Below are 22,752 nucleotides of genomic sequence, written 5' to 3'. Positions count from 1 at the left end.
CCGGATTCTCCCGCGGCATGCCGCGGCCCCTGGCCGAAGCGGTCGCTTCGAACCCCACGAGCTGGAGAAGGCGCCACAGGACCGGGGGTGGCGGTGCGGGAGTTCGCGCGGTGCGCTTCACCGCGGTCGCATCAGGTGCAGGTCCTCACCCCATGCGTCCAGCACCGCGCCGTGCCCGGCCCGGCGGGCGACTGCCTCGACGTGCGCGAAGAGATGACGCTGTGTGGACACCTCGCCCGTTCGTGAGACGCGGTCCACAGCATCGAGGAGCGTGCCGGTGTCCCAGCCGGGCAGGGGGAAGCGGTCAAGCTCCCACTGCAGGTACCTGTTGTAGGGACGGGGGCGAAGGTCGAGGGTGAAGAGCAGCTCCAGCAAGAACCGGATGCTGTCGGCGGCGTCGAGTCGGGCCGCAGGCGCATGTCCGTCGCGGTCGTTCTTGAGCGAACGGTAGAGAGAGTTGGCGTAGGCGTCGAGCCACTGGCCCGCTTGGCGGAATGCGTCATCGGCGTCGAGCCGTGCCGCGTCGGCCAGGATCTGCGCGACGCCTCCGTCGAGCCGGTCGAGCACGATCCGGGCGCGGGCGAGGGCGTACCGCTCGAATCCGGTTGCAGCGGTGCGGTACTCGGCGAGGGTCAGGACGACGAGGTCGAGTCCTGGGGAGCGGTGTCCTGTGAACCGGGTGAGGGCGGTTGTCGCGCGATCGGCGAGGACGACGTAGAGGTCGTGGTCGGAGTGCTCGGTACTCATGCCCTCGTGGGCCTGTGACCCTTTGAGGACAAGACCGCCGACAGCTGGGTCAGCGGTGGCGAGTTCGACGAACGCGTCGTACGTGAGGGGCTGCTGAGCAGTCATTGCGTGATCTCCGGTGTGGGATGACGGGTATGCCGCGCCAGGCGGCCCCGAAGTCGCGGGGTCGCGGGCACCGTCTGCGGCGGTGCTTGGCCGCCGCCCGGAAGATCAACGCACGTGTGGACTCTACCGCCGGGCCGGCTGAGAGGTCTCCCGTTCGACTGCCTCAAGCAGGCAAGTGGGAGGTCAGTCCTCCATGGCCGAAACCGCCGTCGCAGCCGCTCATTGATCTCACAGGCCCTGTCTGCTGCCTGGCGTGGATTTTGCTGTCACGAGCGCGCGTGACCTGCGCAGACTCCTGCTCCTCTTGACGCCGTTATCGTTGCTGCCGTGACCGGTTGTGCCGAGCGTCCCCTGCTCTTCCTTGATGTCGACGGACCGCTGATTCCGTTCGGGGCGGCGCCCGAGCTGTATCCGGAGGGATATCCGACGTATCCGGCGGGCCCCGCGTCACCTGGGACCGACGGGCATCCGCTTCTGGCCAGGATCAATCCCGGGCACGGGCCGCGGCTGACGGCTCTGCCGTGCGAGTTGGTCTGGGCCACGACATGGATGGCCGACGCGAACGAAAGCATCGCACCGCGGCTCGGCCTGCCCGAGTTGGCCGTGGTGATGTGGCCCGATCCCTGCGACCAGGAGGACCAGGACGAGCGAGACGGTCTGCACTGGAAGACCCGCACCCTCGTCCAGCGGGCAGCCGGCCGCTCCTTCATCTGGGTCGACGACGAGATCACCGACACTGATCGGGCCTGGGTGTCGGAGCACCATCGAGGGCAGGCCCTGCGCCATCGCGTCGATCCCGCCCGGGGCCTCACCGACGCCGATTTCACCGCCCTCAACGAGTGGCTGCGAACGGAATCCACCAGCCGATCCCGCCTGCCCACCTGACCGTGCGTGAGTGCTCCCCGTGAAGTCGCAGCGGACCTCTCCAGTGCCTGCCGCTCCGTATCCGCCCGGCCGCAGAGTGGACCTCGGCACGCCTGTCTCCAGCCCGATACTGCCTTGACCGTCGCGGGGGGTTGGTGGGGCTGTGGAACTGATGGCGCTGGACTCGGCCGGCCGCTCGAAGGGCCAGGCCGGCCGAGCCGACGCTTTCGGCTCGGCGCTCGGCGCTCGGTGCTCAGTACTCGGCGCGGCTCTACCGCGGACGCGCGTCGTGGCGACGCGCTCCGCCTGACTCGCCGGCGCCGCCCCACGGGCTCAGGACGAACCGCGTACTGCCGGCGCCGCCCCACAGGCTCAGGCCGACTCGCGGACGACCAGCTCGGTGGGAAGCGTGACGTACCGACGCGGTTCCTCGGGGTTGCCGATCTCTTCCAGAAGGATGTGGGCGATCATGCTGCCGATCTCCTCGACGGGCTGACGCACGGTGGTCAGGGGCGGGTTGCTGTGGCGGGCGATGATGGAGTCGTCGAATCCGACCACGGCCACGTCGTCGGGGACGCGTCTGCCCTGCCTGCGCAGCTCCGCCAGCGCCCCCGCCGCCATGACGTCCGAGGCGACGAACACGGCGTCGAGTTCGGGGACTCGTTCAACGAGTGAACGCATCGCGGCCTCGCCGCCCTCCTCGGTGAAGTCGGCCGAGGCCACGAGTCGGTCCGTGGCCTCGTGGCCCGCCTTCTCGAGGGTCTCGCGCCAGCCCAGGAGCCTGCTGCGCGCCACGTCCATGTCGAGCGGTCCGCTGATGGTGGCGACGGTCCGCCGCCCGCGGGAGAGGAGGTGGCTGACGGCCGTTGCGGCCCCGCCGGTGTTGTCGGAGTGCACGTGGCTGAGTGACTCGTCGGGGGAGCGGCGTCCGGCGAGGACCGTGGGCAGTCCCATGTCCTCCAGCAGGCCCGGCAGTGGATCGTGCTCGTGCACCGACACCAGGAGCACGCCGTCGACACGCCGCTCCGCCACCGACTCGGTGAGCTGGTCCCGCTCGGCCTGGTCGCGTACGAGCACCAGTTGCAGTTGTGTCCGGGTCTCGGCGAGGGCGGTGCTGACCCCGCGGATGACGGCCGAGAAGTAGGGCTCCGAGCCAAGTCGGCTCGCCGACTCGGGGATCACGAGGGCCACGGAGTTCGTTCTGCTCGTCACCAGCCCCCGGGCGACCGAGTTCGGTACGTAGTCCAGCTCGGCGATGGCGGCGAGCACGGCGGCCCTGGCTTTCTCGCTGACGAGCTCCGAGCCGTTGATGACTCGTGAAACCGTGGTGCGTCCGACACCGGCGCGCGCTGCCACGGTTTTGATGGTCGGGCGTTGCCTGCCAGCCATGACGCCTCCCTCGCTTCTTCGGTGCCCGGACGGCTCTCACCTGCGCGCATTGTGTCAGACGGCATCGCGTGTCCGCAGGGGCCGAGCGCGGGGGCAGGAAATCCTCCCGCAACGAAGTGGTTTCGACTTCTTGACAGACGCCTTTCGCGGCGGCCAGGCTTCGAGCTCCTGAGTGGGTACGTTCCCATCGCAGTTTGGGAACGTACCCACCGGACAAATCTTGCCTACGGAGCGGACCGTGGGGCTCGAACTCCGGTGCGTCAGCGCCGCCGCTAGGAGGACGAAATGGACAAGCTCCGAATGAAGTCGCGTACGAGAGTCATGGCCGCCGTATCGGCCGTGTCGGCTCTCGGTCTCGTCGTGAGCTGCGGGGGCAGCGACGGGGGGACCGGTGGCGGGAAGAAGGACGGCAAGGTCACCATCACCATGGGGCTCTTCGGCGTCATGGGCTTCAAGGAGACCGGTCTGCTGGACCAGTACATGAAGGAACACCCGAACGTCGTCATCAAGGCGGACGTCGCGGGCGACGAGCAGACCTACTACACCGCCCTGCAGACCCACTTGGCAGCCGGCAGCGGACTGAAGGACATCCAGGGCATAGAGATTGGTCGGGCCAAGGAACTGTCCGACACGCAGAAGGACAAGTTCGTCGACCTGGCCGGCGTCACCGGGACGGGCCACTTCCTTCCGTGGAAGCAGAGCCAGGTCACCACCGCGGACAAGAAGGTCATCGGCCTCGGCACCGACATCGGCCCGATGGCGGTCTGCTACCGCAAGGACCTCTTCGAACAGGCCGGCCTGCCCACCGACCGCGACGAGGTCGCCAAGCTGTGGGAGGGCGACTGGTCGAAGTACGTCGCCACGGGCAAGCGGTTCAAGCAGGAGTCGAAGGCCGACAAGGTCGCCTTCATGGACAGCTCCAGCGGGCTGTTCAACGCCATGATCTACGGCAACTCCCAGCAGTTCTACGACAAGGAGGGCGAGCTGATCTACGGCACCAACCCTGTCGTGAGGGACGCGTGGAAGCTGGCATCCGAGGCGGCCACGTCCGATCTGACCGCGAAGCTCCGCCAGTTCCAGCCCGGTTGGGACCCCGGCCTGGCCAACAGCACCTTCGCCACCACCGTCTGCCCCGCGTGGATGCTCGCGCACATCAGCGAGAAGGCTGGCCCGAAGAACAAGGGCAAGTGGGATGTCGCCAAGGCGCCCAAGGGCGCCAACTGGGGCGGAGCGTTCCTCGGCGTGATGGAGAAGAGCCCTGTCAAGAAGGAGGCGCAGGAGCTCGTGGCCTGGCTCACCGCCCCCGAGCAGCAGGCCTACCTCTTCAAGGAGATCGGCAACTTCCCCTCGTCGCAGACCGCGTTGTCCCTGCCCGAAGTGGTCGATGCCAAGTCGGACTACTTCAGTGGCGCGCCCATCGGCAAGATTTTCAGCGCCGCCGCCCAGGAGATCCCCGACGAGCAGGTACTCGGCCGCAAGGACGGCACCATCAAGGACATCTTCTCGCAGGGCCTGACCTTGATCGAGGCGCAGAACAAGAGCCCGAACGAGGCGTGGAAGACCACTGAGACGCGCATCGAGAAGGCCGCCGGCTGACCTCGGGCCCCGTTGCCCCACTCCGCAGCAGCCCGGCGTCCCACGCGCGGCCCATGTGGGCCGCCGGGCCCCTGCCCGCCTCCCTCATCCCAGGAAGGACGCCTTCCGGTGGCCATCTCCACCTCGACACCCCCAGACGGTGCGCCCGGCACCGCCCTGCCGGCCGGGACCGGCACCGGCGAGGACCGTCAGCGGCGCCGAACGCTGCTGCACCGCCTCGACGTCCGCGGCGCGCCGTACGCCTTCATCGCACCGTTCTTCGTCGTCTTCGCCGCGTTCAGCTTCTACCCGCTCATCTACACCTCGTGGATCTCCCTGCACCGCGTCGAACTGTCCACCCTGAATTTCATGGAGTGGGTCGGTTTCGACAACTACACGGCGCTGTGGGACGACGCCCGCTTCTGGAACGCGCTGCTCAACACCATCACCATCGGCGTCCTGTCGACCGTGCCGCAGCTGCTGATGGCGCTCGGGCTGGCGCACCTGCTCAACTACCGGCTGCGCGGCTCGACGTTCTTCCGTGTCGCCGCGCTGACGCCGTACGCCACGTCGGTGGGTGCCGCGGCCCTGGTCTTCACGATGCTCTTCGAACGCGACTTCGGCATGATCAACTGGATGCTGAGCCTGGTCGGTGTCGACAACATCGACTGGGAGAACAACAAATGGGCCGCGCAGACGGCGATTTCCTCGATCGTCATCTGGCGCTGGACCGGCTACAACGCCCTGCTCTACCTCGCGGCGATGCAGGCGATCCCGCGCGACCGGTACGAGGCCGCGGCCATCGACGGCGCTTCGCGGTGGCAGCAGTTCCTGAAGGTCACCGTCCCCGGCATCCGCTCCACCATCGTGTTCACCATCGTCCTGTCCACGATCGGCGCCACCCAGCTCTTCGGTGAGCCTCTGATCTTCGGCCAGGGACCGAACGGCATCACCGGCGGAGCGGACAACCAGTACCAGACGCTGGGACTGCTGCTGTACGAGGAGGGCTGGAAGAACTACCAGATGGGCCGGGCCGCCACGGTCGCCTGGGCGATGTTCCTGCTGCTCATTCTCGTGTTCGTCGTCCAACGAGTCGTCAAGCGCGTCACCGCGCGCAAGGCCTGACCGGGAGGTTTCCATGACCACAGACAGCATCCCGGCCCAGACGGCGGACGAGCGCCCCGGGACCGCGCGCAAGACCCGCACCGGCACGGTGTCCGGTGGACGGAGCCGACAACTGTTCCGGCACCCGGGTGCCGGACGTCAGCACCACGCGGGTCCCGTCGCCTACATCCTGCTGGGGATCGCGGCCCTGTTCTCCCTCTTCCCGCTCTACTGGACGATGGTGGCGGCGTCGACCGACAACACGCGCGTCACCCAGACGCCCCCGCCCTTCCTGCCGGGACCCCACCTCCTGGAGAACCTCGGCAAGGCCTGGCAGGACGCCGCGTTGGGCAAGGCCATGCTCAACAGCCTGATCGTGGCCGGCGTGATCGCCCTGTCCACGGTGCTGTTCGCCACCCTCGCCGGCTTCGCGTTCGCCAAACTCCGCTTCAAGGGCCGCAACATCCTGCTGATGCTCGTCATCGGCACCATGATGGTGCCGCCGCAACTCGGTGTCGTACCGCTGTTCATGATGATGACCGAGCTGGGCTGGGGGCAGAAGCTGCCCGCCGTCATCTTCCCCACGCTCGTCAGTGCCGTCGGCGTGTTCTTCATGCGCCAGTACCTGTCCGAGGCGCTGCCCGACGAACTCATCGAGGCCGGCCGTGTGGACGGTGCGCACTCCCTGCGCATCTTCTGGAGCATCGTGCTGCCGATCGCCCGGCCTCCCATGGCCGTGCTGTTCATGATCACGTTCGTGCACGCCTGGAACGACTTCTTCTGGCCGTTCATCGTGCTCGACATGACCAATCCGACGGTGCCCGTCGCCCTCACCCAGCTCAGCGCGGGGTACGTGCGCGACCAGTCACTGATCATGGCGGGCGCTCTGCTCGGCACGCTGCCCCTGCTCGCCATGTTCGTCATCTTCGGCCGTCAGATCGTCGGCGGAATCATGCAGGGCGCGGTCAAGGGGTGAGCACCCTGCCCTCTCCCCGTTGCCGCGGCCCTTCGACGCCGGCCACCCCGCTTCGCCCCTCCCTCCTCGCAGCCCATCTGGAAGGACCCACGTGACCACCGCAACCCGTCGTGTCGAGCCCGCCCCGGAGAACACCACCGCCCTCACATTCCCGCAGGGATTCACCTGGGGCACGGCGACCGCCGCGTACCAGATCGAGGGTGCCGCCTCCGCGGACGGACGTACCCCTTCGATCTGGGACACGTACTCGCACACGCCCGGCAGGGTGCGCAACGGCGACACCGGTGACATCGCCACCGACCACTACCACCGCTGGCGCGAGGACGTCGCGATCATGGCGGACCTCGGCGTGAGCGCCTACCGGTTCTCCCTGTCGTGGCCGCGCGTGCAGCCGACCGGCCGTGGCCCGGCCGTCGAAAGGGGACTCGACTTCTATCGCGCCCTGGCCGACGCACTGCTGGAGAAGGGCATCGAACCCGTCGTCACGCTGTACCACTGGGACCTGCTGCAGGAGCTGGAGGACGCCGGTGGCTGGCCGGAGCGCGCCACCGCGGACCGGTTCGCGGACTACGCGGCTCTGGCGGCACATGCCCTGGGGGACCGGGTGAAGACCTGGATCACTCTCAACGAGCCCTGGTGCAGCGCCTTCCTCGGATACGGCTCGGGTGTCCACGCGCCCGGCCGCACCGACCCGGTCGCGGCCCTGCGCGCGGCGCACCACCTCAACCTCGCCCACGGCAAGGCCGTTCAGGCGCTGCGCGCCGAACTGCCCTCCCGGGCGCAGGCGTCCATCACCCTCAACATCCACCACCTCCGCGCGCTGACCGACTCCGCCGAGGACGTCGACGCGGCCCGCCGGATCGACGCCCTGGCCAACCGGGTCTTCACCGGCCCCGTGCTGGAGGGTCAGTACCCGCAGGATCTCTTCCAGGACACGGCGAGCCTGACCGACTGGTCCTTCGTGCGGGACGGCGACACCGCCACGATCCACCAGCCGCTGGACTTCCTGGGCGTCAACTACTACACGCCCACGGTCGTGTCCGCCGCCGACGGCGAGGCCAGCCACGGCTCCGACGGCCACGGGGCGAGCGAGCACAGCCCCTGGCCCGGCGCCGACAACGTCGCCTTCCACCGGCCCCCGGGCAGTACGACCGCGATGGGCTGGGCGGTCGACCCCAGCGGCCTGTACGACCTGCTGATGCGGCTGAAGGCCGATTTCCCCGCGCTGCCTGTGATGATCACCGAGAACGGGGCCGCGTTCGACGACTATGTGAACCCGGAGGGCGAGGTGTCCGACCCCGAACGCATCGCCTACCTCCACGGCCATCTGTCGGCCGTGCACCGGGCGATGGTGGCCGGCGTCGACGTGCGGGGCTACTTCCTGTGGTCCCTGCTGGACAACTTCGAGTGGGGCTACGGCTACAGCAAGCGTTTCGGTGCCGTCTACGTCGACTACCCGACCGGCAAGCGCATTCCGAAGGCCAGCGCGCGGTGGTACGCCGACGTGGCCCGCACCGGCACCCTGCCGGAGGTGAGCGACGGGACCCAGTGACAGAAGGGGAGCCGCACGGCCGACCGGTGAGGCAGCTCGCCGGTCCGCCCGCCCGGAGGAAGAGCGACGCCGTGCGCTACCGGGCGGCGGCGGATGCCGTGCGCGTCGGCTTGCCCAGAGCCCAGAAGAGCACGCCGAGGAGCACGAACCCGATGATTGGGACGACCTCCGTCAGCAGGTACTTCCAGCGCTCGCCGTGACTCCAGCCGTCCGGTGCGTACGCGGAGCCGAACCAGTGGTCGCCGAGTCCGGGGGCGACCAGCTGCACGCCGGCGAACAGGACGAGCAGGGTGAGGACCACGCTGATCGTGCGGGGGAAGGGTGCCTTGTAGGGGCGCGGCACGTCCGGGGCCTTGCGGCGCAGTACCGCGAGTGCGGGGAAGATGCCCAGGTAGCTGACCAGGGTGGTGGAGACGGCGAGGCCGAGGACGGCGCCGAAGAGCTTGGCGGCGCTGCCGTCGGTCAGCTGGTGCGCCAGGACGAGGACGACGGTGGAGACCAGCCCGCTGAGGATGTTGACCCGTACCGGGGTGCCGAACCGGCTGGAGATGACGCCGAGGAAGCGGGGCGCGGCGCCGTCGTAACCGGAGACGGCGAGGGCGCGGTCGGAGCCCATGACCCAGGTGACGCCGGAGGACAGCACCGTGAGGAAGAACAGGAGCGCGGCGAGGTCGCCGAGCAGGCTGCCGGTGCCGGTGAGCGTGGCGGTGCCGTCGGCGGAGACGTGGCCGCCGTACACGGTGAAGACCTGCCGGATCGCGTCGATGAAGCCGCCGAGACCGGTGATGGCCTTGACGGGCAGGACGAGCAGGATGCCGAGGATCGGCAGCGCGTAGAGCACGACGGCGAGGACGGCGCTGCGGAAGATGGCGAAGGGCACGTCCTTCTGGGCGTCGGTCATCTCGTCGCCGGCGGTGCTGGGCAGCTCGAAGCCGACGTAGTTGAACATCAGGACGGGCACCAGGGCGACGAATCCCGCGTAGGTCGGGGAGAAGTCACCGAGGCCGAATCCGTGCAGGCCGTGCCGGACGCCGTAGATGACGACGGTGAGGGTGAACAGGCCCAGGAGGACGAAACGGCTCCAGGCGCCGATGGTGGGAATCCACTTGCCGACGTCGAAGGAGAGGATCGCGGCGAGCACGCCCACCCAGACGAACACGAGGGTGAAGGCGTAGAAGGCCGGCGTGCTCAGGTCCTTTCCGTCGTTGAAGAAGGTGGTGTAGGCCGTGACGGCGGAAACGGAGAGCGTGCCGCCGAGCCACACCGGGTTGGTGATCCAGTACAGGAAGTTGTTGACGGCACCGGCCAGACGCCCGAAGGCGCGGCTGGTCCAGATGTAGGGGCCGCCCTCGTCGGGGAACGCGGCGCCGAGTTCGGCGGTCAGCAGTGCGGAGGGCACGAAGAACACGACGGCCAGCACGATGAGCCAGGTGAACGCCTCGGCACCGGACGAGGCCACCGTGCCGATGGTGTCCACCCCGACGATGGTGCACAGGAGGAAGAAGAGGATGTCGAAGCGGCCGAAGTGCTTGCGCAGCTTCTGGCGCTCCGTCCGGGCCGCGGTCGGTGCCTCGGCATGCTCGGACGTGATGGGGCCAGCGGCCACGTGGAGCTCCTGCGTGCTCGTGGGACGGGCGGGATCCGGCCAATGATCTGCCGCCTCCCAGGGGCCCACAAGCGTTCATGTGCAAGTCTTGACCATCACTTCTCCGTCCGGTTGCCACGCGCACCGCACGGAGGCGGCCGGTGCGAACCGGGTGGCGGGGCCTGCCGCGCCGATCGAAGCCCTCGTCCTTCACGGCGAGGTGGGTCGGCGGGGTGTGTGTCCCCTCCACTCCTCGGCTGCTGTCAGCGGAACGGGGACGGGCGGCGCTGTCGACGTCGTCAGTTCGATGCGTCGCCCCTCGGCCGACGAGCGGAGCAGAGCACTCATGGCCTCGAGCACGTGCAGGGCGAGTTCGCCGTTCGCGCGGGGCGCCCGCTGCCCGTCGGCGGCGACGAAGTCGAGCAGACCGATGCCCCGTGCGCTGCCGACGTAGCCGGCCGACGTCGGGAGCGTGCGCCGGCGCTTGTCGCCGAGCTCGAAGAGCTGTACGTCGCCGTCGAAGCGGTTCGGATCCGGAACCGTGAGCGTCCCCGCCTCGCCGTGGACCTCGATCGGAGCCGCCGCTGTGGCCACGCCGTCGAAGCTCGTCGTGATGGTCGTCAGGGCCCCGTTCACGTGCTCGAGCACCCCGGAGACATGGCTGTCCACCTCGACCGGTATCCGCTCGCCCGCGCGCGGGCCGGAACCGATGACGCGCTCGGCGCGCAGCCGGCTGGACGCGCCGATCACGGCACGCACCGGACCCAACAGGTGGACCAGGGACGCGAGGTAGTACGGCCCCATGTCCAACAGGGGGCCACCCCCGGCGGTGTAGTAGAAGTCGGGGTGGGGGTGCCAGCGTTCGTGTCCCGGGGTGACCATCACGGCCGAGGCGAACAGGGGGCGTCCTATGCTTCCGGCCTCCACAGCCGCCCGCGCCGTCTGGACTCCGGTGCCCAGGACGGTGTCCGGCGCGCACCCCACACCGACTCCCGCCTTCGCGGCGGCCTCCAGGACGCTGTGGGCGTCGACAAGGTTGGCGGCCAGCGGCTTCTCTCCGTAGACGTTCTTGCCGTGGCCGATGGCGCCGAGGGCGATCTCGGCGTGTGCGGCGGGGACGGTCAGGTTCAGCACCGTGTCCACGTCCGGGCTGCTCAGCAACTCCTCGACCGTCAGCGCCTGGACGCCCGGCAGCTCGGCGGCGACGGCGGCCGACCGGGAGGCGTCGAGGTCGGCGACGGCGGTGACACGCACCGCGGGATGGCCGAGCAGAGTGTCCAGGTACGCGCGGGAGATGACTCCGAGCCCTACGACGCCGATGCGGTGCGCGTCGCCCACTGCATGCCCCTTTCGATGATGGTGCGGACCTGGGAGTTCTCGAGCACGTCGAGGCTGTGCCCCGCTGTCGTCACCACGATGCGCCCGGCGCCCCACCGACGGGTCCAGACGGCCGGCGAGCTGACGGGCCGGTGCCAGGGGTGCCATGGCCGGGTGGGGTGGGTGGTGGTGGCCAGGACGTCGATGAGGTCGTCGTGGAGCACCCAGTACTGCTCGGTGTACAGCTCGAAGTCCTCGATGCCCGCGGTGATGGGGTGCTCGCGGCCGAGCTCGGTGATGTTGACGGTGTGCGGCAGGTAGTTGTCCGCCGCGTCCCCCTGACGTTCACACGGCTCCTTGCCCGGGTGGGTCGCGAACTGGCCTCCCACCAGGTGCAGATAGTCGGACGAGGCGCGGAACGAGTCGGCGATGCCGCCGTGCCAGCCGGTGAAGCCGGTGCCGGCCACGACCGCCGCACGCAGTCCCGACAGCTGCCCGGCGGTGATCTCCGACATCGTGACGCACTGCACGACGAGATCGGTGACGGCCATTTCGGCGGCGTCGGCGTAGACGTCGGTCGACTCCTCGACGCGGACGTCGTATCCGTTGTGCTGGAGAAAGGGGAGGAACAGCTCCGTGGCCTCGACCGGCTGGTGTCCCTCCCATCCGCCTCGGACGACCAGGGCGTTCTTCCGCGTCATCTGCTTCCTTCATGGGGCCGTCGCCCCGGTCTGGGTCGGAGGTGCTCGCCTTGAGGATGCGTCAGTCACCCTCGCTCAGGAAAGGGTTGCCGGCTACACGAAAGTTTCGGCTCTTCGGCAGCTACCCTCTGCGACAGCCGTCCGTACCGGCTCAGGCAGAGCGGTGGCGACTCGCTGACGGCGCCGTCGGCGGGCGCAGCGGTTCGGCGGAGGTCCGCACCGGCGTCAGGCGGCCTCGGGTGTCGTGCAGAGCTGACGAGCGGGTGCGCCGGCCGCAGCGAGACGCTCCACACAAGGGTGGGGCAGGCGGACGGAGCGACATCCGAACGGGGGCCGTCCCCGCGTGGATCGGGCGCATCCTTGCCGGCTCCACCACCGGCGAACACACGTGGACGGGCCCTTACCTCCGGGGTAATCGACCGTCCTCCCTTCCCCCGGCAGGATCAAGCACATCGGCGGGATCCCCGCCGGAATCCAGCCGCACCCGCGAGGAGAGCGTCATGTCCGTCAAATCAGCCACGATCACGACGAGTTCAGTCACCACCGCGAGCTCCGTCGCCGAGGCCACCCGGGCCGTTGTGCAGGAGTTCCTTGCCGCCCGGCTGGCCGGGGACACGGGGCGGCTCGTCGCGCTCTTCGCCGACGACGTCGACTGGCTGCTCGCCGAGAACCCCGCCGTGCCGTGGATCCGCCCGCGGTCCACCGCCGCCGAATGCGCCGCCCAGTTCACGGACCTCATGGAACACACCGTGCCCGAGGACGCGCGCGCCTCCGTCGACACCTTCCTGGTCGACGGCACCGACGCCGTCCTGATGGGGCATCTGTCGGGGACCGTACGTGCGACCGGAAAGTCCTTCGAGGGCCCCTTCGCGCTGCACCTCACCGTCGAGGACGGCCGGATCACCCGGCACCACCTCTACGAGAACAGCCTGTCGATCGCCGAGGCGTGCGCCCCGTGAGGGCGCGGGCGGCCGCGCCCCGAGCGCCCAGCGACCCGGGGGTCAGGTGAATCTCCCCGCCCCCGCTGTTCGCGTCGAGGTGGACGAGACGCACACCGGTTGATCGCACAGCCAACCCATGTCTGTGAACTTCTGGCGGAATCTCCCCTTCCTTGTACGTGCTCGGTAACAGACCTACGGGGCAACGCGTTGAGGCGAATTCCTGGTGCAGACTCTGCTCGCGAACGAGAGTCGAAAGCGGACGCGTACGTCCGACAACGGGGGAACACCATGAATGCTGCTGCCCGCAAGAACCACAAAGGCCCCAGGGGCTGGAAGTCCTGCGTCCTCGGAGCCGCGGCGGTCGCCGCGCTGCTCGCCTCCACGGCGTGCGAGCCGGGCGCGGCCGAGGGCTCGGGCGACGACAAGCCCGTGGACCGGGCGAGCGCGACGGGCTCGGCGAAGCCGGGCGGCGGCACGGGGAACACCGGCGGCAGTGAGGACAACAGCACCGGCGACAGTGGCACCATCGCTGCCTGTACCGCGGACGAACTCGGGGTCTCCGCGACCATGGAACGCGCGGACGACGACGACGCGAGGCACCTCCTCATCACCGTCCAGAACGCCGGCGACAAGAAGTGCGACGTCTACCACTATCCCCATATCGAGATCGGTGACGCACAGGCCTCGACCCCCGTGATCAAGGACAGCAGCACGGACCCGGGGGAGCCCACGACGATCGCTCCGGGTGAGGAGGCGCACGCCGCTCTGCTCGTCGCCGGCGGCGCCAGGGACGAGTACGAGGCGAACAGCATCACCCTCACCCTCCAGGGCAGCAAGCTCGGCAGCAAGGCGGGCGAGCCGATCGACGTCCCCATGCCCGTCGACATGTTGTACGCGGACGACGGTCAACTGGTCACCTACTGGACGACGGCCTCCGGTTATGCCCTGGACTTCATCATGTCGAAGTGACGGACGTCGATGTGAGCGTCGGCGGCAGGTGACCAAAAGGGGTCGGGAAGCCCACTGGTGAGCGGTCCGTGCCCAACTATGCGGCTCCGGCTCGGCTCGTGCGCGGGAGCAGCGCAGTCACGAGCAGGATGCGGACCCCTACCAACTTGCCGCGCTGGACGGCGACTAACACCCAGTTCCTTCCCTCTTCCGCGTGTTGACGTGTGAGTGCTCGGCGTAAATCGGGAGCGGACGAGGACGGATATGCGGAACACTTCCCCAGGTGATCGTGATGCAGCCCGTCCTGGAGATCTCGACCCCCGACGGCTTTGCCCTCTGGCCCGTCGCCGAGATCGTGCCGTTCAGCCATCTGCCCCTCAGCGGTGAGCTCACGCCCGTCGAGGTCGGGACAGCGGTGATGCGCATTGCCGACTGCAACGACATCGACCCCGAGCACGATGACCGACCGCCGCGGCCTGCCGACCCGCTGGGATCCTTCCTGCACGGACTGCTGACCTTCGACAACCTCTTCGCGGCCGGCGGCATGCGGGTCACGGACAGCCGCCATGGCATCACCTTCCTGCCCGGCTGCTGCAGTGGGCTGGAGGACTGGCGTGACTGGCGCGAGGTCGTCGACGGCAGTGGCCGAGCTTCCTTCGGCCACGACCCCGACCCATGCGCCGAGCGTCTCGCCGGAACCGTCCGGTTGACCGTCGACGCGGAGCAGAGCGACAGCCCGGTGATCGAACTGTCCGTCACCGAGCTCCGCCGCCTGCTCCACGGCGCCGAGCGTGACCTGACCGACTTCCTCGCCCTGGCCGCTGACTGGGCGTCTCAGTACCTGCCCGATCACTTCACCCCGGTCACCTCCGCCCTCGCGCGCGTCCTGGCCCTGCCCGCGTCGGCCGTCCCGACAAAGCCGCGGGTGGACGGCCCTGTTCCGCCGGTCACCTGGCCGGTCACCTGAGGGCCGGGAGGCCCCGGCGCAGTCGTCGTGTACGACACAGCGCACCTGCTCGCGCAGGCCGCCGGGCACTTCGACGAGTACTCCTACGGCATTCACTCGCGGCATCGAGGCCGCCGATCCCTCCGGAGGTCCCAGGTGGCATGGTCGGAGCACGTGGTGAGGCGAGACGGTGTCCGGCTTGTCTGCCGGGACTGGGGCGGGCCGGGACAGCCCGTCATGTTGCTGCACGGCCTCGCCGGTCATGCGGGTGAATGGGACGTGCCGGCACGGTGCTTGAGCTCCCGGTACCGGGTCGTCGCGGTCGACCAGCGTGGGCACGGTGCCAGCGAGCGCCGCCCGCAGGACGTCTCGCGCGCCGCCTATGTCGCCGACGCCCTCGCCGTCGCCGAGCAGTTGATGCTCCGGCGGCCTGTTCTGGTGGGCCAGTCGCTGGGCGGGCACACGGCCATGCTCGCGGCCGCTGCACATCCCGGACTGGTCCGCGCGCTCGTGCTCATCGAGGCCGGCGTCGGCGGTCCACACCCGAACGCCCCCGCGGACGTGGGCGGATGGCTCGACTCGTGGCCGACCCCGTTTCCCTCACGCGAGGCGGCAGCCGAGTTCTTCGGCGGCGGGCCGGTCGGTGCAGGCTGGGCGGCCGGGCTGGAGGAACGCGAGGACGGATGGTGGCCTCGCTTCGACCGGGACGTGATGGTCCGGTCGCTGACCGACATCGCCCGGCGTTCCTTCCGCCACGAGTGGAGGCACGTCACGTGCCCCACCCTCGTGGTCCTGGCCCGATCCAGCTTCATTCCTGCGCAGGAAGCCGACGAGATGCTCCGGGAGCGGCCCGCCACCGTGTCCTTGAGCATCCCCGGCACCAGCCACGACCTGCACCTGGAACAGCCTGAATCCCTGTGCACCACCCTTTCGGACTTCCTTCTGGGCCTCGCCTGAGAACTCCTGCGCCGTCCGACGGTTGTCCGCACTTCTGCTGAGCGCGAGCCCCCGCTGCTGCCCGGCGGGTCCTGGGGGGAAGCCGACCCCCGCGCGGCAGCGGGAGCGCGCTCCTACCCGGAGTACGTCTCGTACTCGGCGATCTTCGGCGTGCCGGTCGAGCCGGTGATCTCGAAGGTGATCTTCTGCAGCGAAGTCCGGGGGAAGGTGATGAGTCCCGCCCCGCTGCCGGAGGTGAGGACGGCGCCGGTGTCGGCGTTGATGACCCTGAAGGAGCCGATGCCGCCTGCGGAGCCTGACGCCTCTCGGATGTTGATCGCGGAGACGGGTGTGGAGGAGCCCCACTTGATCGAGATGGAGCCGGTCGAGCCGGCCGGCGACCAGTAGGTGCTCAGATCACCGTCCCGCACGTTGCCGTAGCTCGTACCGTCGGCCTTGCCGGAACCGTCGGAGCCGGCCCCGATACTGAGGTTGGTCCCGCTGGGCTGGGTCGGTCCGGGCGTGGTCGGGGTCGGGGTCGGGGTTGACGTCGGTGTCGGCGTCTGCGGTGAGCAGTTGCCGTTCGACACCTGCAGACCCTTGTTGGCGCCGGCCGTCTGGCTCACGATGCTCGGCACGCAACTGGCACCGTCGAGGGGGTACGCGTAAGGAATGCTGACAGTGGTGTTGGACTGCGGGTTGGGACCGGCGGGGTTGTTCTCGCTACCGGGGCTGGACCATGTCACATTGTCGAAGATGTTGCCGCTGACCTGCCAGTAACCGGCCGCGTCGGTGTAGAAGGTGCCCAGGACGTCCTTGGAGTCCTTGAAGTAGTTGTTGTCGACCTTGGCGCGAGCCCCGGCTCGGGAGTTGATGCCGGACTCGTTGAGGCCCACGTAGTGGTTGTTGTAGATGTGGGCTGTGCCGCCACGCAGCAGGGGCGCGCGGGAGTCGATGTTCTCGTACCGGTTGTGGTGGTACGTGATGAAGCTGTTCGAGAGGTCGGTCTCACTGGACCCGACGAGGCCACCGCGGCCGGAGTTGCGCAGGATGCTGTAGGACAGGGTCACGTACTGGGTGTTGTCCTTCATGTCGAAGAGGCCGTCGAATCCCTCCGACTCGCCACCCGAAGCCTCCAGGGTGGTGTGATCGACCCAGACATTGCGGACGTTGCTCTCCATGCCGATGGCGTCACCACCGTTGGACGTGGGGGAGCCCGACTTCTTGACGTTCCGGACGGTCACGTTCTGGATGACGATGTTGCTGGCGTCGCGAATGTGGATGCCCAGCTGGTCGAAGACGGCTCCATTGCCGACCCCGATGATCGTGACGTTGCTGATCTGCTTGAGCTCGATCACGCCGGCGGCGGTGTTGCAGCTGGCGCCCGACACCTTGGTGGTGTTGCCGTGGTTGATGGTCCCCTCGACCTGGATGGTGATCGGGGTGCTGCTGCTGGCCCGGCCGCACAGTGCCGCGTGGATCGCGGTCCCCGTGGTGGCCCGCACCGTCTGCCCGCCCGCACCGCCGGTGGTCCCGCCGTTCTGGGTCGCGTAGCCGGTGGCGCTGCCGGTCGCTGCCGCCGCCTCGGGTATCGACAGAACCGCACCGGTCGCGGCCGCGAGGGCCGTCGTGGCCAGCGCCGCATAGAGTCGCAGTGCGACTGATCGTCTCATCTTCGCCTCCCCATTCGTCTTCGGATGGTGGGTGGTGCTGCTACTTGCCGTGGCCGTCCGGCAGGCCGTCGAGGTTGCCGACCCGCCGCGCCGACCTGCCGCAGGGCAGGTCGATGTGGCTGACCCCTTTCTGTGGCGGCTCCTGGATGCGACGATGCGGTCGTTCGAGAACATGAATGGCCCAGATGGCCGGATCCCTTATTGCGGCAAGGCAAGCGCTTTCTTTGGAAGCTAGGTGCTTGCTGCGGACACGTCAATAGACGCGTACTTGATTCTTATTCACGAACATGAACGTACGCGAAGGGGGTGAGGGCAGCCTGGTCGGCTCTCACCTGCTGTCTTGAAGAGCGCTCAGAGCTGTGCTCTGGCCTCGGTCTGTCCGGCACACCGCGGACGGGGGCGTGCGCTGCCTCGCACGCACGACCGCATGCCGCCCGCGAAGGAACGGCTGACAACCTGTCAGCCCAGAGGGTGCTGGGCGGGGGTCATCGAGGTACGCAGAGCACCGCGATGCGCTGCACCGCGTTGTTGCCGAAGCCGCCGCGGTTCCAGGGCTGGGTGACCGGCTGGGTGTCGCCCTCCGCATCCGTGGCGCGGGCGGTCAGGACGTGGGTACCGGGGACGGCCGTCCACGGCGCGCGCCAGTGCCGCCAGGACCAGGAGTGGAAGTCCGGCGGGGTGAGTTCCGCCTCGTGCCAGGTGTGGCCGTCGTCCGTGCTGACCTCGACCTTGGTGACGGGAGCGCGGCCTGACCAGGCGCGGCCCTCCAGGTCCAGCGGACCGGGCCGTACGACCCTGGTGCGGGACATGAAGTCCGGGAAGCCGGGCGGAATCATCAGCGCCCGGGGCGCGATCCGGGTGACCGGGAAGCCCGGCTCGTCGGGGGACTGGCGGTAGCGGTATGCCACCGTCTGCTGGAAGCCGGTGAACGGCGTGTCGGTGAGGGTGATGTCGCGCAGCCATTTCACATGAGCCATGCCGTACCAGCCAGGGGCCACCAGGCGCACAGGGTGTCCGTGCTGCGGAGGAAGCGGGGCGCCGTTCATCTCGTACGCGACCAGGACTTCAGGGTCGGTGGCCATGGCGTCGCCGACAGACAGGCTGCGCTGGTAATCCTGTTCCACGCCGCGCTCCACGCCGTGGTCGGCTCCCGTGAAGACCGCCTCTACGGCCTCCGGCTCCACACCGGCCTCGCCGAGCAGCGTCCGCAGCGGTACGCCCGTCCAGTCGGCGGTGCCGACCGCCTCGACCAGCCAGGGCTGGCTCACGGGGCGCGGAGTGAGCTGGGCGCGGCCGTTGCCCGCGCACTCCATGGTCACCCGGTGGGTGACGGGCGGGAAGGAGCGTAGGGCCGCCAGGTCCAGCGTCAGGGGCGTACGGACCCGGCCCCGCACGGTCAGCGTCCATGCGGCGGCGTCCAGAACCGGGATGTCGTAATGGGTCAGGATGTAGTGCAGCCCGGCAGGTGTGACGTCGTAGCGCAGGGCCTCCAGGGGAAGGCCGTGATTGCGGGCGGCGAGGGCGAGTTCCTCGTGGCTGATGCCCTCGGCGGGGTCTGCGACGCGCCCCGGCGTGCTGATGTCATCCAGTGACCCGGATGAATCCACCTGACCCGTGCGACTGTCCATGGATCCATGGTGCTCCCGGCGGCCGACACGAGCACCCCATGGGTAGCGGCCGGGTTCCGCCCCGCCCCGCCCCGCCCCGATCCGATCCGATCCGATCCGAGCCGGACCAGTTGACGCGGGCGCTGCCGGCAGGTGGAACCGTCCGGCTCCGTGGTCCGCCGCAGAACCTGTGCAGAGCCACGTCCCGGTGTTCCTGCCACAGACGGGCCACGCGGCTTCGGGCTCACTCCTGCCTACGCCAGAGCTGAACCCGGCCTCAGCACTGTGGCCGTGTCCCGCGGGGAGTGTGCGCGACGGCCGGTGGGACAATCTGTGCGGAGGCCCACGCTGCCGTGGCGGCCGGTGCCCGGCAGGCATCGGGAGGGCCGAAGGGAGGCATGGAGGGTGATCCAGCTGGTGTCCCTCAGGGTCGGTGCAAGGCCCGTCCCTCAGCCCGTCGCCACGCCCTTGGTGTGGGTCACGGCTTTCGTCGGGGCCTTGCCCCTGGTGGCCCTGCACAACACCCTGATAGGCCTGGACCGTCCTGCGCCCGCTCTGGCCGCGCTGTCCCTGCTCGCCGCCCTGCTCGGTGTTTACGCGCGCTTCGCTGCGGCCCCCGGTACAGCTGTGTTGTGCTGGCTGATCCTCAACGGCTTCGCCATCCCGCCTGTCGGCACCCTCAGCTGGGCCGGCCACCGTGACACGTTCTGGCTCGCCTGCCTGTGTGCCGCGGCTCTTGTCGGCACGGTGCTGGCCAGGATCGTCCATGCCCGCGCCGCCTACCGCCGTATCACCCCTGTGGGGCCCTCCACGGGGGCAGACGTGGACGACTGGCCTGCCGGATACGGACCACCGGCGTAGGGCACTCCCGAACAGCGGACGACCGGATGACCGGATGACGACCGGCTGACCGGCTGTCTGGTTGACACTGCTGGACGGCCCTGGAAGCGCACCACGCGCCGGACCCAGGGCACTGGATGCCGTGCGACGGTCGCCCCGGACAGCGGCGATCACGCCGACCGACAGAGATGACCAGCGCGATCGACCACGGGCTCCAGGGACGTGCTCTCCGCGACACATGGCCGGGCCCTGCCCTGTCGGCCACCGGAGTGAAGTAACGGACCAGCGCGAGGTCGCCGGTGTGTGCGTGGCAAGTATCCGTGCGGTGCCAGCCGGTGGATCGTTTGGACAAGGACTGCTCCTTCCTGCTCCTGCGCCTGTCGACAGACCCCACCCCGCGGAACGGACGGCCCGACGCACGGCGCTGCACACGGCGATCGACGACCGGCCTCAGACGACAAAGAGTGGAGAATCCATGGGACACGGCGGAAACGTCATCCAGGAACTGACCGCCGATCACCGCGAGGTGGACGACCTCTTCTCGCAGATCGAGATGTTGCCCGGGGACGACCCGCAGCGACGCGATCTGGCGGACCGGCTCACCATGGAGCTGATCCGGCACTCGGTGGCCGAGGAAGAGTACCTGTACCCGGTGGTGCGCCGGTACGTCGACGGGGGCGACGATCTCGCCGACAAGGAGATCGCCGACCACGGCGAAGTCGAGCGCATGCTCAAGGAACTCGAAGGCTGTCAGCCCGGCGACGGGCGTTTCGACACGCTGATTCTGCGGCTGAAGAACGCCGTGACGGCCCATGTCAGCGACGAGGAGAACCGGCTCTTCCCGATGCTGGCCGACGCCTGCTCCGCCGACAATCTGGAGGAGCTCGGTGAGAAGGTCCGCTCGGCCAAGAAGCACGCTCCCACCCGCCCGCACCCGTCCGCACCGGACACCCCACCCGCGAACAAACTCCTCGCGCCCGGTACCGGCATGGTCGACCGCCTGCGCGACATGCTGACCGGGCGCGGAAAGCAGGGCTGACAGCACTGAAGTGGCTCCTGGGCTCCTGCACGCACTCCGCGCGGCTCTGTCGGCACACACGTGAGGCACGAGAGAGAGGAGGCCGGACGAGCGGACGGGCTTTCCGCCGGCTGCCCGGGGACCGGCCAGTCCGTCGTGGCGTGGCACGGATCCGTGGGACCGGACGTGTGCCGCGCCTGCTCACCACGGTGCCGATGTCCAGTGCCTCGACAACCGGGCCACCTGCTCGGCCGTCAACGTGGCGAACCCACAGCGCAACGACGGTTCCGCTGTGTGCAGACAGACGTCACCGGTTCCGCGGTGTGACGCCCGCGGGCCGCGCGGTCGGCCGGGATAAGTACGTGTAGGCGTCCGCGCGATGAGGAATCGGCTCCGCCTCGCCCAGACCACGCTGCCGACGCTGGGCAAGGAGGTCCCCAGCCGCTGTACCCCGCACCAGACTTCAGCGCCGCGCCAGCGCCAGCACGCTCAGTCCGAACATCAGGACACCCAGGGGGAGATGGACCGACGGTATGTGCGCGATGCCGAGCACGACCTGGACCGAGGCGAGGACAAGGAAGCCGGACGCATGCCAGACGGGCCGGGGCGAGCCGCCGCCCGGCTTCCATGCCAGCACCGCCGCGAGCACGTACAGCATCGTCGCCCCGTACATCACGCGGGCTCCGACACTGTGCAGCGTCTCTCCGTAGGACGAGGTCAGCAGCAGTCCGGCGGAGACCGCTTGAAGGAAGATGGTCAGGGTCTGCAGGGTGACCGCGATCTGCAGAAACGAGATGTGACGCCGTGCCGTCGCCTGGGTCGCCATGCCACGGTCCCCTTTTCCGCCCCCGGGGGGCAGTAGATCGATAAGGTCTCACCAACCCGACGACGCGGGTCTGCGAAAGGTAAGGCGAGAGGGTGGTCGGGAGCATGGGGACGGCTGGGACGAGCACCGACGAGATAGCCGGTGAGCGGCGCCAACTGATCAATGTCGCCTACCGGTTGCTCGGTTCACTGGCCGAGTCCGAGGACGCCGTGCAGGAGGCGTACGCGCGTTGGTACGCGCTGCCACGAAGTCGGCAGGACGAGATCGCATCCCCCGGCGCCTGGCTGACGACGGTGACCGGCCGCATCTGCCTGGACGTTCTCGGCTCGGCGCGTGCCCGGCGTGAACGCTATGTCGGCGCGTGGTTGCCCGATCCGCTGCCCGACCACGCCGAGTGGGATCGCGTCCATGGCACCGACCCCGCCGACCAGATGGTCCTGGACGAATCGGTGACCATGGCCTTCCTCGTGGTCCTGGAGTCGATGACCCCCGCCGAGCGGGTGGCGTTCGTCCTGCACGATGTCTTCCGGTATCCGTTCGCCGAGATCGCCGGTGTTCTCGGCCGTACCCCTGCGGCCTGCAAGCAGCTGGCGGCTTCCGCCCGACGGCGGGTGAGTGTCGCGCGGGCTCCGGGGACGGCGGCCGGCCAGGCCGACGTGGTGAGGCATGTCAAGGAGGCGTGGGAGACCAAGAACATCGCGGCCCTTGTCGGGCTCCTCGACCCGGCCGCCGTGATGACCGCCGACGGCGGCGGCATGGTCGGTACCGTCCTGCGCCCGATCGAAGGCGGCGCGCGCATCGCCCAGTACATGGCCGCCATTGCCGACAAGGCTCCGGGTCTGGAACTCCTGGAGCGGTCGGTCAACGGTGTGCCGGGCCTGGTGGCCCAGCGTGCCGGCGCCGTCGTGACCGTAGCCTCGTTCGACGTCTCCGACGGGCGCGTCACCCGGATCTGGGTGGTCCGCAACCCGGAGAAGCTGCGGCCGTGGGGGCGGGACGGCTAGGGCCAATGCCGGTGACTTAGGTTCTGTCCCGCCGAGTGATGGTGACGGTGTCCGGTGCGGGTGGTGTCCAGTTGCGGTGCTCGGCCCGTTTGAGGGGC

20 protein-coding genes are annotated in these 22,752 nt (G+C 69.1%); 12 read left to right on the top strand and 8 right to left on the bottom strand.

Features of this window, described 5'->3' with window-relative positions:
- Positions 1-117: 117 nt before the first annotated feature.
- A complete protein-coding gene (locus tag ACZ5XS_RS20395; RefSeq protein WP_468653191.1) occupies positions 118-852 on the bottom strand; it encodes a hypothetical protein in 735 nt (244 codons plus the stop codon).
- A 327-nt stretch (positions 853-1,179) separates the two neighbouring features.
- Here ACZ5XS_RS20395 and ACZ5XS_RS20390 point away from each other — a divergent pair, with 327 nt between their 5' ends.
- On the top strand, positions 1,180-1,737 hold the full coding sequence (locus tag ACZ5XS_RS20390; RefSeq protein ID WP_468653189.1) for an HAD domain-containing protein: 558 nt from the start codon (positions 1,180-1,182) through the stop codon (positions 1,735-1,737).
- A gap of 351 nt (positions 1,738-2,088) precedes the next feature.
- Here ACZ5XS_RS20390 and ACZ5XS_RS20385 read toward each other — a convergent pair whose 3' ends face one another.
- A complete protein-coding gene (locus ACZ5XS_RS20385) occupies positions 2,089-3,105 on the bottom strand; it encodes a LacI family DNA-binding transcriptional regulator (RefSeq protein WP_468653187.1) in 1,017 nt (338 codons plus the stop codon).
- Positions 3,106-3,426: 321 nt separating this feature from the next.
- Between ACZ5XS_RS20385 and ACZ5XS_RS20380 the strand changes: the two genes are divergently transcribed.
- The 4 genes from ACZ5XS_RS20380 to ACZ5XS_RS20365 all read left to right on the top strand — a co-directional run bounded on the left by ACZ5XS_RS20380 (position 3,427) and on the right by ACZ5XS_RS20365 (position 8,312).
- Positions 3,427-4,701 carry an extracellular solute-binding protein gene (locus tag ACZ5XS_RS20380; protein ID WP_468653483.1) on the top strand — a complete coding sequence of 425 codons (1,275 nt, stop codon included), beginning with the start codon at positions 3,427-3,429 and terminating at the stop codon, positions 4,699-4,701.
- A 108-nt stretch (positions 4,702-4,809) separates the two neighbouring features.
- On the top strand, positions 4,810-5,805 hold the full coding sequence (locus ACZ5XS_RS20375) for a carbohydrate ABC transporter permease (protein WP_468653185.1): 996 nt from the start codon (positions 4,810-4,812) through the stop codon (positions 5,803-5,805).
- A 13-nt stretch (positions 5,806-5,818) separates the two neighbouring features.
- Positions 5,819-6,760 carry a carbohydrate ABC transporter permease gene (locus ACZ5XS_RS20370; RefSeq protein WP_468653183.1) on the top strand — a complete coding sequence of 314 codons (942 nt, stop codon included), beginning with the start codon at positions 5,819-5,821 and terminating at the stop codon, positions 6,758-6,760.
- A 91-nt stretch (positions 6,761-6,851) separates the two neighbouring features.
- Positions 6,852-8,312: a GH1 family beta-glucosidase gene (locus ACZ5XS_RS20365; protein WP_468653181.1), complete on the top strand. Its 1,461-nt coding sequence runs from the start codon at positions 6,852-6,854 to the stop codon at positions 8,310-8,312.
- 76 nt (positions 8,313-8,388) lie between these two features.
- On the opposite strand, the gene ACZ5XS_RS20360 is transcribed toward ACZ5XS_RS20365, so the two are convergent.
- From ACZ5XS_RS20360 to ACZ5XS_RS20350, 3 genes are all read right to left on the bottom strand, one after another.
- Positions 8,389-9,918, bottom strand: coding sequence for an APC family permease (locus ACZ5XS_RS20360; RefSeq protein WP_468653179.1), 1,530 nt, complete (start codon positions 9,916-9,918; stop codon positions 8,389-8,391).
- A gap of 189 nt (positions 9,919-10,107) precedes the next feature.
- Positions 10,108-11,235 carry a Gfo/Idh/MocA family protein gene (locus ACZ5XS_RS20355; RefSeq protein ID WP_468653177.1) on the bottom strand — a complete coding sequence of 376 codons (1,128 nt, stop codon included), beginning with the start codon at positions 11,233-11,235 and terminating at the stop codon, positions 10,108-10,110.
- Complete coding sequence (locus tag ACZ5XS_RS20350) at positions 11,205-11,915, bottom strand: ThuA domain-containing protein (RefSeq protein ID WP_468653175.1); 711 nt, start codon at positions 11,913-11,915, stop codon at positions 11,205-11,207. The genes ACZ5XS_RS20355 and ACZ5XS_RS20350 overlap by 31 nt, the downstream gene beginning before the upstream one ends.
- A gap of 500 nt (positions 11,916-12,415) precedes the next feature.
- Between ACZ5XS_RS20350 and ACZ5XS_RS20345 the strand changes: the two genes are divergently transcribed.
- From ACZ5XS_RS20345 to ACZ5XS_RS20330, 4 genes are all read left to right on the top strand, one after another.
- Positions 12,416-12,874 (top strand): nuclear transport factor 2 family protein, encoded by a 459-nt coding sequence (locus ACZ5XS_RS20345; RefSeq protein ID WP_468653173.1) that lies wholly within the window; start codon positions 12,416-12,418, stop codon positions 12,872-12,874.
- A gap of 270 nt (positions 12,875-13,144) precedes the next feature.
- Positions 13,145-13,825 carry a DUF4232 domain-containing protein gene (locus ACZ5XS_RS20340; RefSeq protein ID WP_468653171.1) on the top strand — a complete coding sequence of 227 codons (681 nt, stop codon included), beginning with the start codon at positions 13,145-13,147 and terminating at the stop codon, positions 13,823-13,825.
- A 271-nt stretch (positions 13,826-14,096) separates the two neighbouring features.
- Positions 14,097-14,771 carry a hypothetical protein gene (locus ACZ5XS_RS20335; RefSeq protein WP_468653481.1) on the top strand — a complete coding sequence of 225 codons (675 nt, stop codon included), beginning with the start codon at positions 14,097-14,099 and terminating at the stop codon, positions 14,769-14,771.
- A 135-nt stretch (positions 14,772-14,906) separates the two neighbouring features.
- The gene (locus ACZ5XS_RS20330) at positions 14,907-15,707 is read left to right on the top strand and encodes an alpha/beta fold hydrolase (RefSeq protein ID WP_468653479.1); all 801 of its coding nucleotides are present in this window, start codon (positions 14,907-14,909) and stop codon (positions 15,705-15,707) included.
- Between the two features lie 113 nt (positions 15,708-15,820).
- Here ACZ5XS_RS20330 and ACZ5XS_RS20325 read toward each other — a convergent pair whose 3' ends face one another.
- Entirely contained in the window at positions 15,821-17,359 is a 1,539-nt protein-coding gene (locus ACZ5XS_RS20325) for a pectate lyase family protein (protein WP_468653169.1), read from the bottom strand.
- A 485-nt stretch (positions 17,360-17,844) separates the two neighbouring features.
- Positions 17,845-18,987, bottom strand: coding sequence for a sulfite oxidase (locus ACZ5XS_RS20320; RefSeq protein ID WP_468653167.1), 1,143 nt, complete (start codon positions 18,985-18,987; stop codon positions 17,845-17,847).
- Between the two features lie 384 nt (positions 18,988-19,371).
- Between ACZ5XS_RS20320 and ACZ5XS_RS20315 the strand changes: the two genes are divergently transcribed.
- Both ACZ5XS_RS20315 and ACZ5XS_RS20310 read left to right on the top strand, forming a co-directional pair.
- Positions 19,372-19,827 carry a hypothetical protein gene (locus tag ACZ5XS_RS20315; protein ID WP_468653165.1) on the top strand — a complete coding sequence of 152 codons (456 nt, stop codon included), beginning with the start codon at positions 19,372-19,374 and terminating at the stop codon, positions 19,825-19,827.
- Between the two features lie 454 nt (positions 19,828-20,281).
- On the top strand, positions 20,282-20,845 hold the full coding sequence (locus ACZ5XS_RS20310) for a hemerythrin domain-containing protein (protein ID WP_468653163.1): 564 nt from the start codon (positions 20,282-20,284) through the stop codon (positions 20,843-20,845).
- A gap of 442 nt (positions 20,846-21,287) precedes the next feature.
- Here the strand turns inward: ACZ5XS_RS20310 and ACZ5XS_RS20305 are convergent, their stop codons facing one another.
- Positions 21,288-21,650, bottom strand: a complete 363-nt coding sequence (locus ACZ5XS_RS20305; RefSeq protein WP_468653161.1) for a hypothetical protein — start codon at positions 21,648-21,650, stop codon at positions 21,288-21,290.
- Positions 21,651-21,754: 104 nt separating this feature from the next.
- Between ACZ5XS_RS20305 and sigJ the strand changes: the two genes are divergently transcribed.
- Complete coding sequence (gene sigJ / locus ACZ5XS_RS20300; protein WP_468653159.1) at positions 21,755-22,654, top strand: RNA polymerase sigma factor SigJ; 900 nt, start codon at positions 21,755-21,757, stop codon at positions 22,652-22,654.
- Positions 22,655-22,752 lie beyond the last annotated feature (98 nt).

Source organism: Streptomyces sp. NPDC033131 (assembly GCF_055578365.1).
Note: the sequence above shows the minus strand (reverse complement) of the source record. Positions and strands in the feature narration are given on the sequence as shown.

Bases quoted from the DNA above. Each gene is read 5' to 3' on its own strand.
- ACZ5XS_RS20395 (WP_468653191.1), bottom strand. From the start codon at position 852: ATGACTGCTCAGCAGCCCCTCACGTACGACGCGTTCGTCGAACTCGCC.
- ACZ5XS_RS20385 (WP_468653187.1), bottom strand. From the start codon at position 3,105: ATGGCTGGCAGGCAACGCCCGACCATCAAAACCGTGGCAGCGCGCGCC.
- ACZ5XS_RS20380 (WP_468653483.1), top strand. From the start codon at position 3,427: ATGGCCGCCGTATCGGCCGTGTCGGCTCTCGGTCTCGTCGTGAGCTGC.
- ACZ5XS_RS20370 (WP_468653183.1), top strand. From the start codon at position 5,819: ATGACCACAGACAGCATCCCGGCCCAGACGGCGGACGAGCGCCCCGGG.
- ACZ5XS_RS20350 (WP_468653175.1), bottom strand. From the start codon at position 11,915: ATGACGCGGAAGAACGCCCTGGTCGTCCGAGGCGGATGGGAGGGACAC.
- ACZ5XS_RS20345 (WP_468653173.1), top strand. From the start codon at position 12,416: ATGTCCGTCAAATCAGCCACGATCACGACGAGTTCAGTCACCACCGCG.
- ACZ5XS_RS20340 (WP_468653171.1), top strand. From the start codon at position 13,145: ATGAATGCTGCTGCCCGCAAGAACCACAAAGGCCCCAGGGGCTGGAAG.
- ACZ5XS_RS20335 (WP_468653481.1), top strand. From the start codon at position 14,097: ATGCAGCCCGTCCTGGAGATCTCGACCCCCGACGGCTTTGCCCTCTGG.
- ACZ5XS_RS20325 (WP_468653169.1), bottom strand. From the start codon at position 17,359: ATGAGACGATCAGTCGCACTGCGACTCTATGCGGCGCTGGCCACGACG.
- ACZ5XS_RS20320 (WP_468653167.1), bottom strand. From the start codon at position 18,987: ATGGACAGTCGCACGGGTCAGGTGGATTCATCCGGGTCACTGGATGAC.
- ACZ5XS_RS20310 (WP_468653163.1), top strand. From the start codon at position 20,282: ATGGGACACGGCGGAAACGTCATCCAGGAACTGACCGCCGATCACCGC.
- ACZ5XS_RS20305 (WP_468653161.1), bottom strand. From the start codon at position 21,650: ATGGCGACCCAGGCGACGGCACGGCGTCACATCTCGTTTCTGCAGATC.
- sigJ (WP_468653159.1), top strand. From the start codon at position 21,755: ATGGGGACGGCTGGGACGAGCACCGACGAGATAGCCGGTGAGCGGCGC.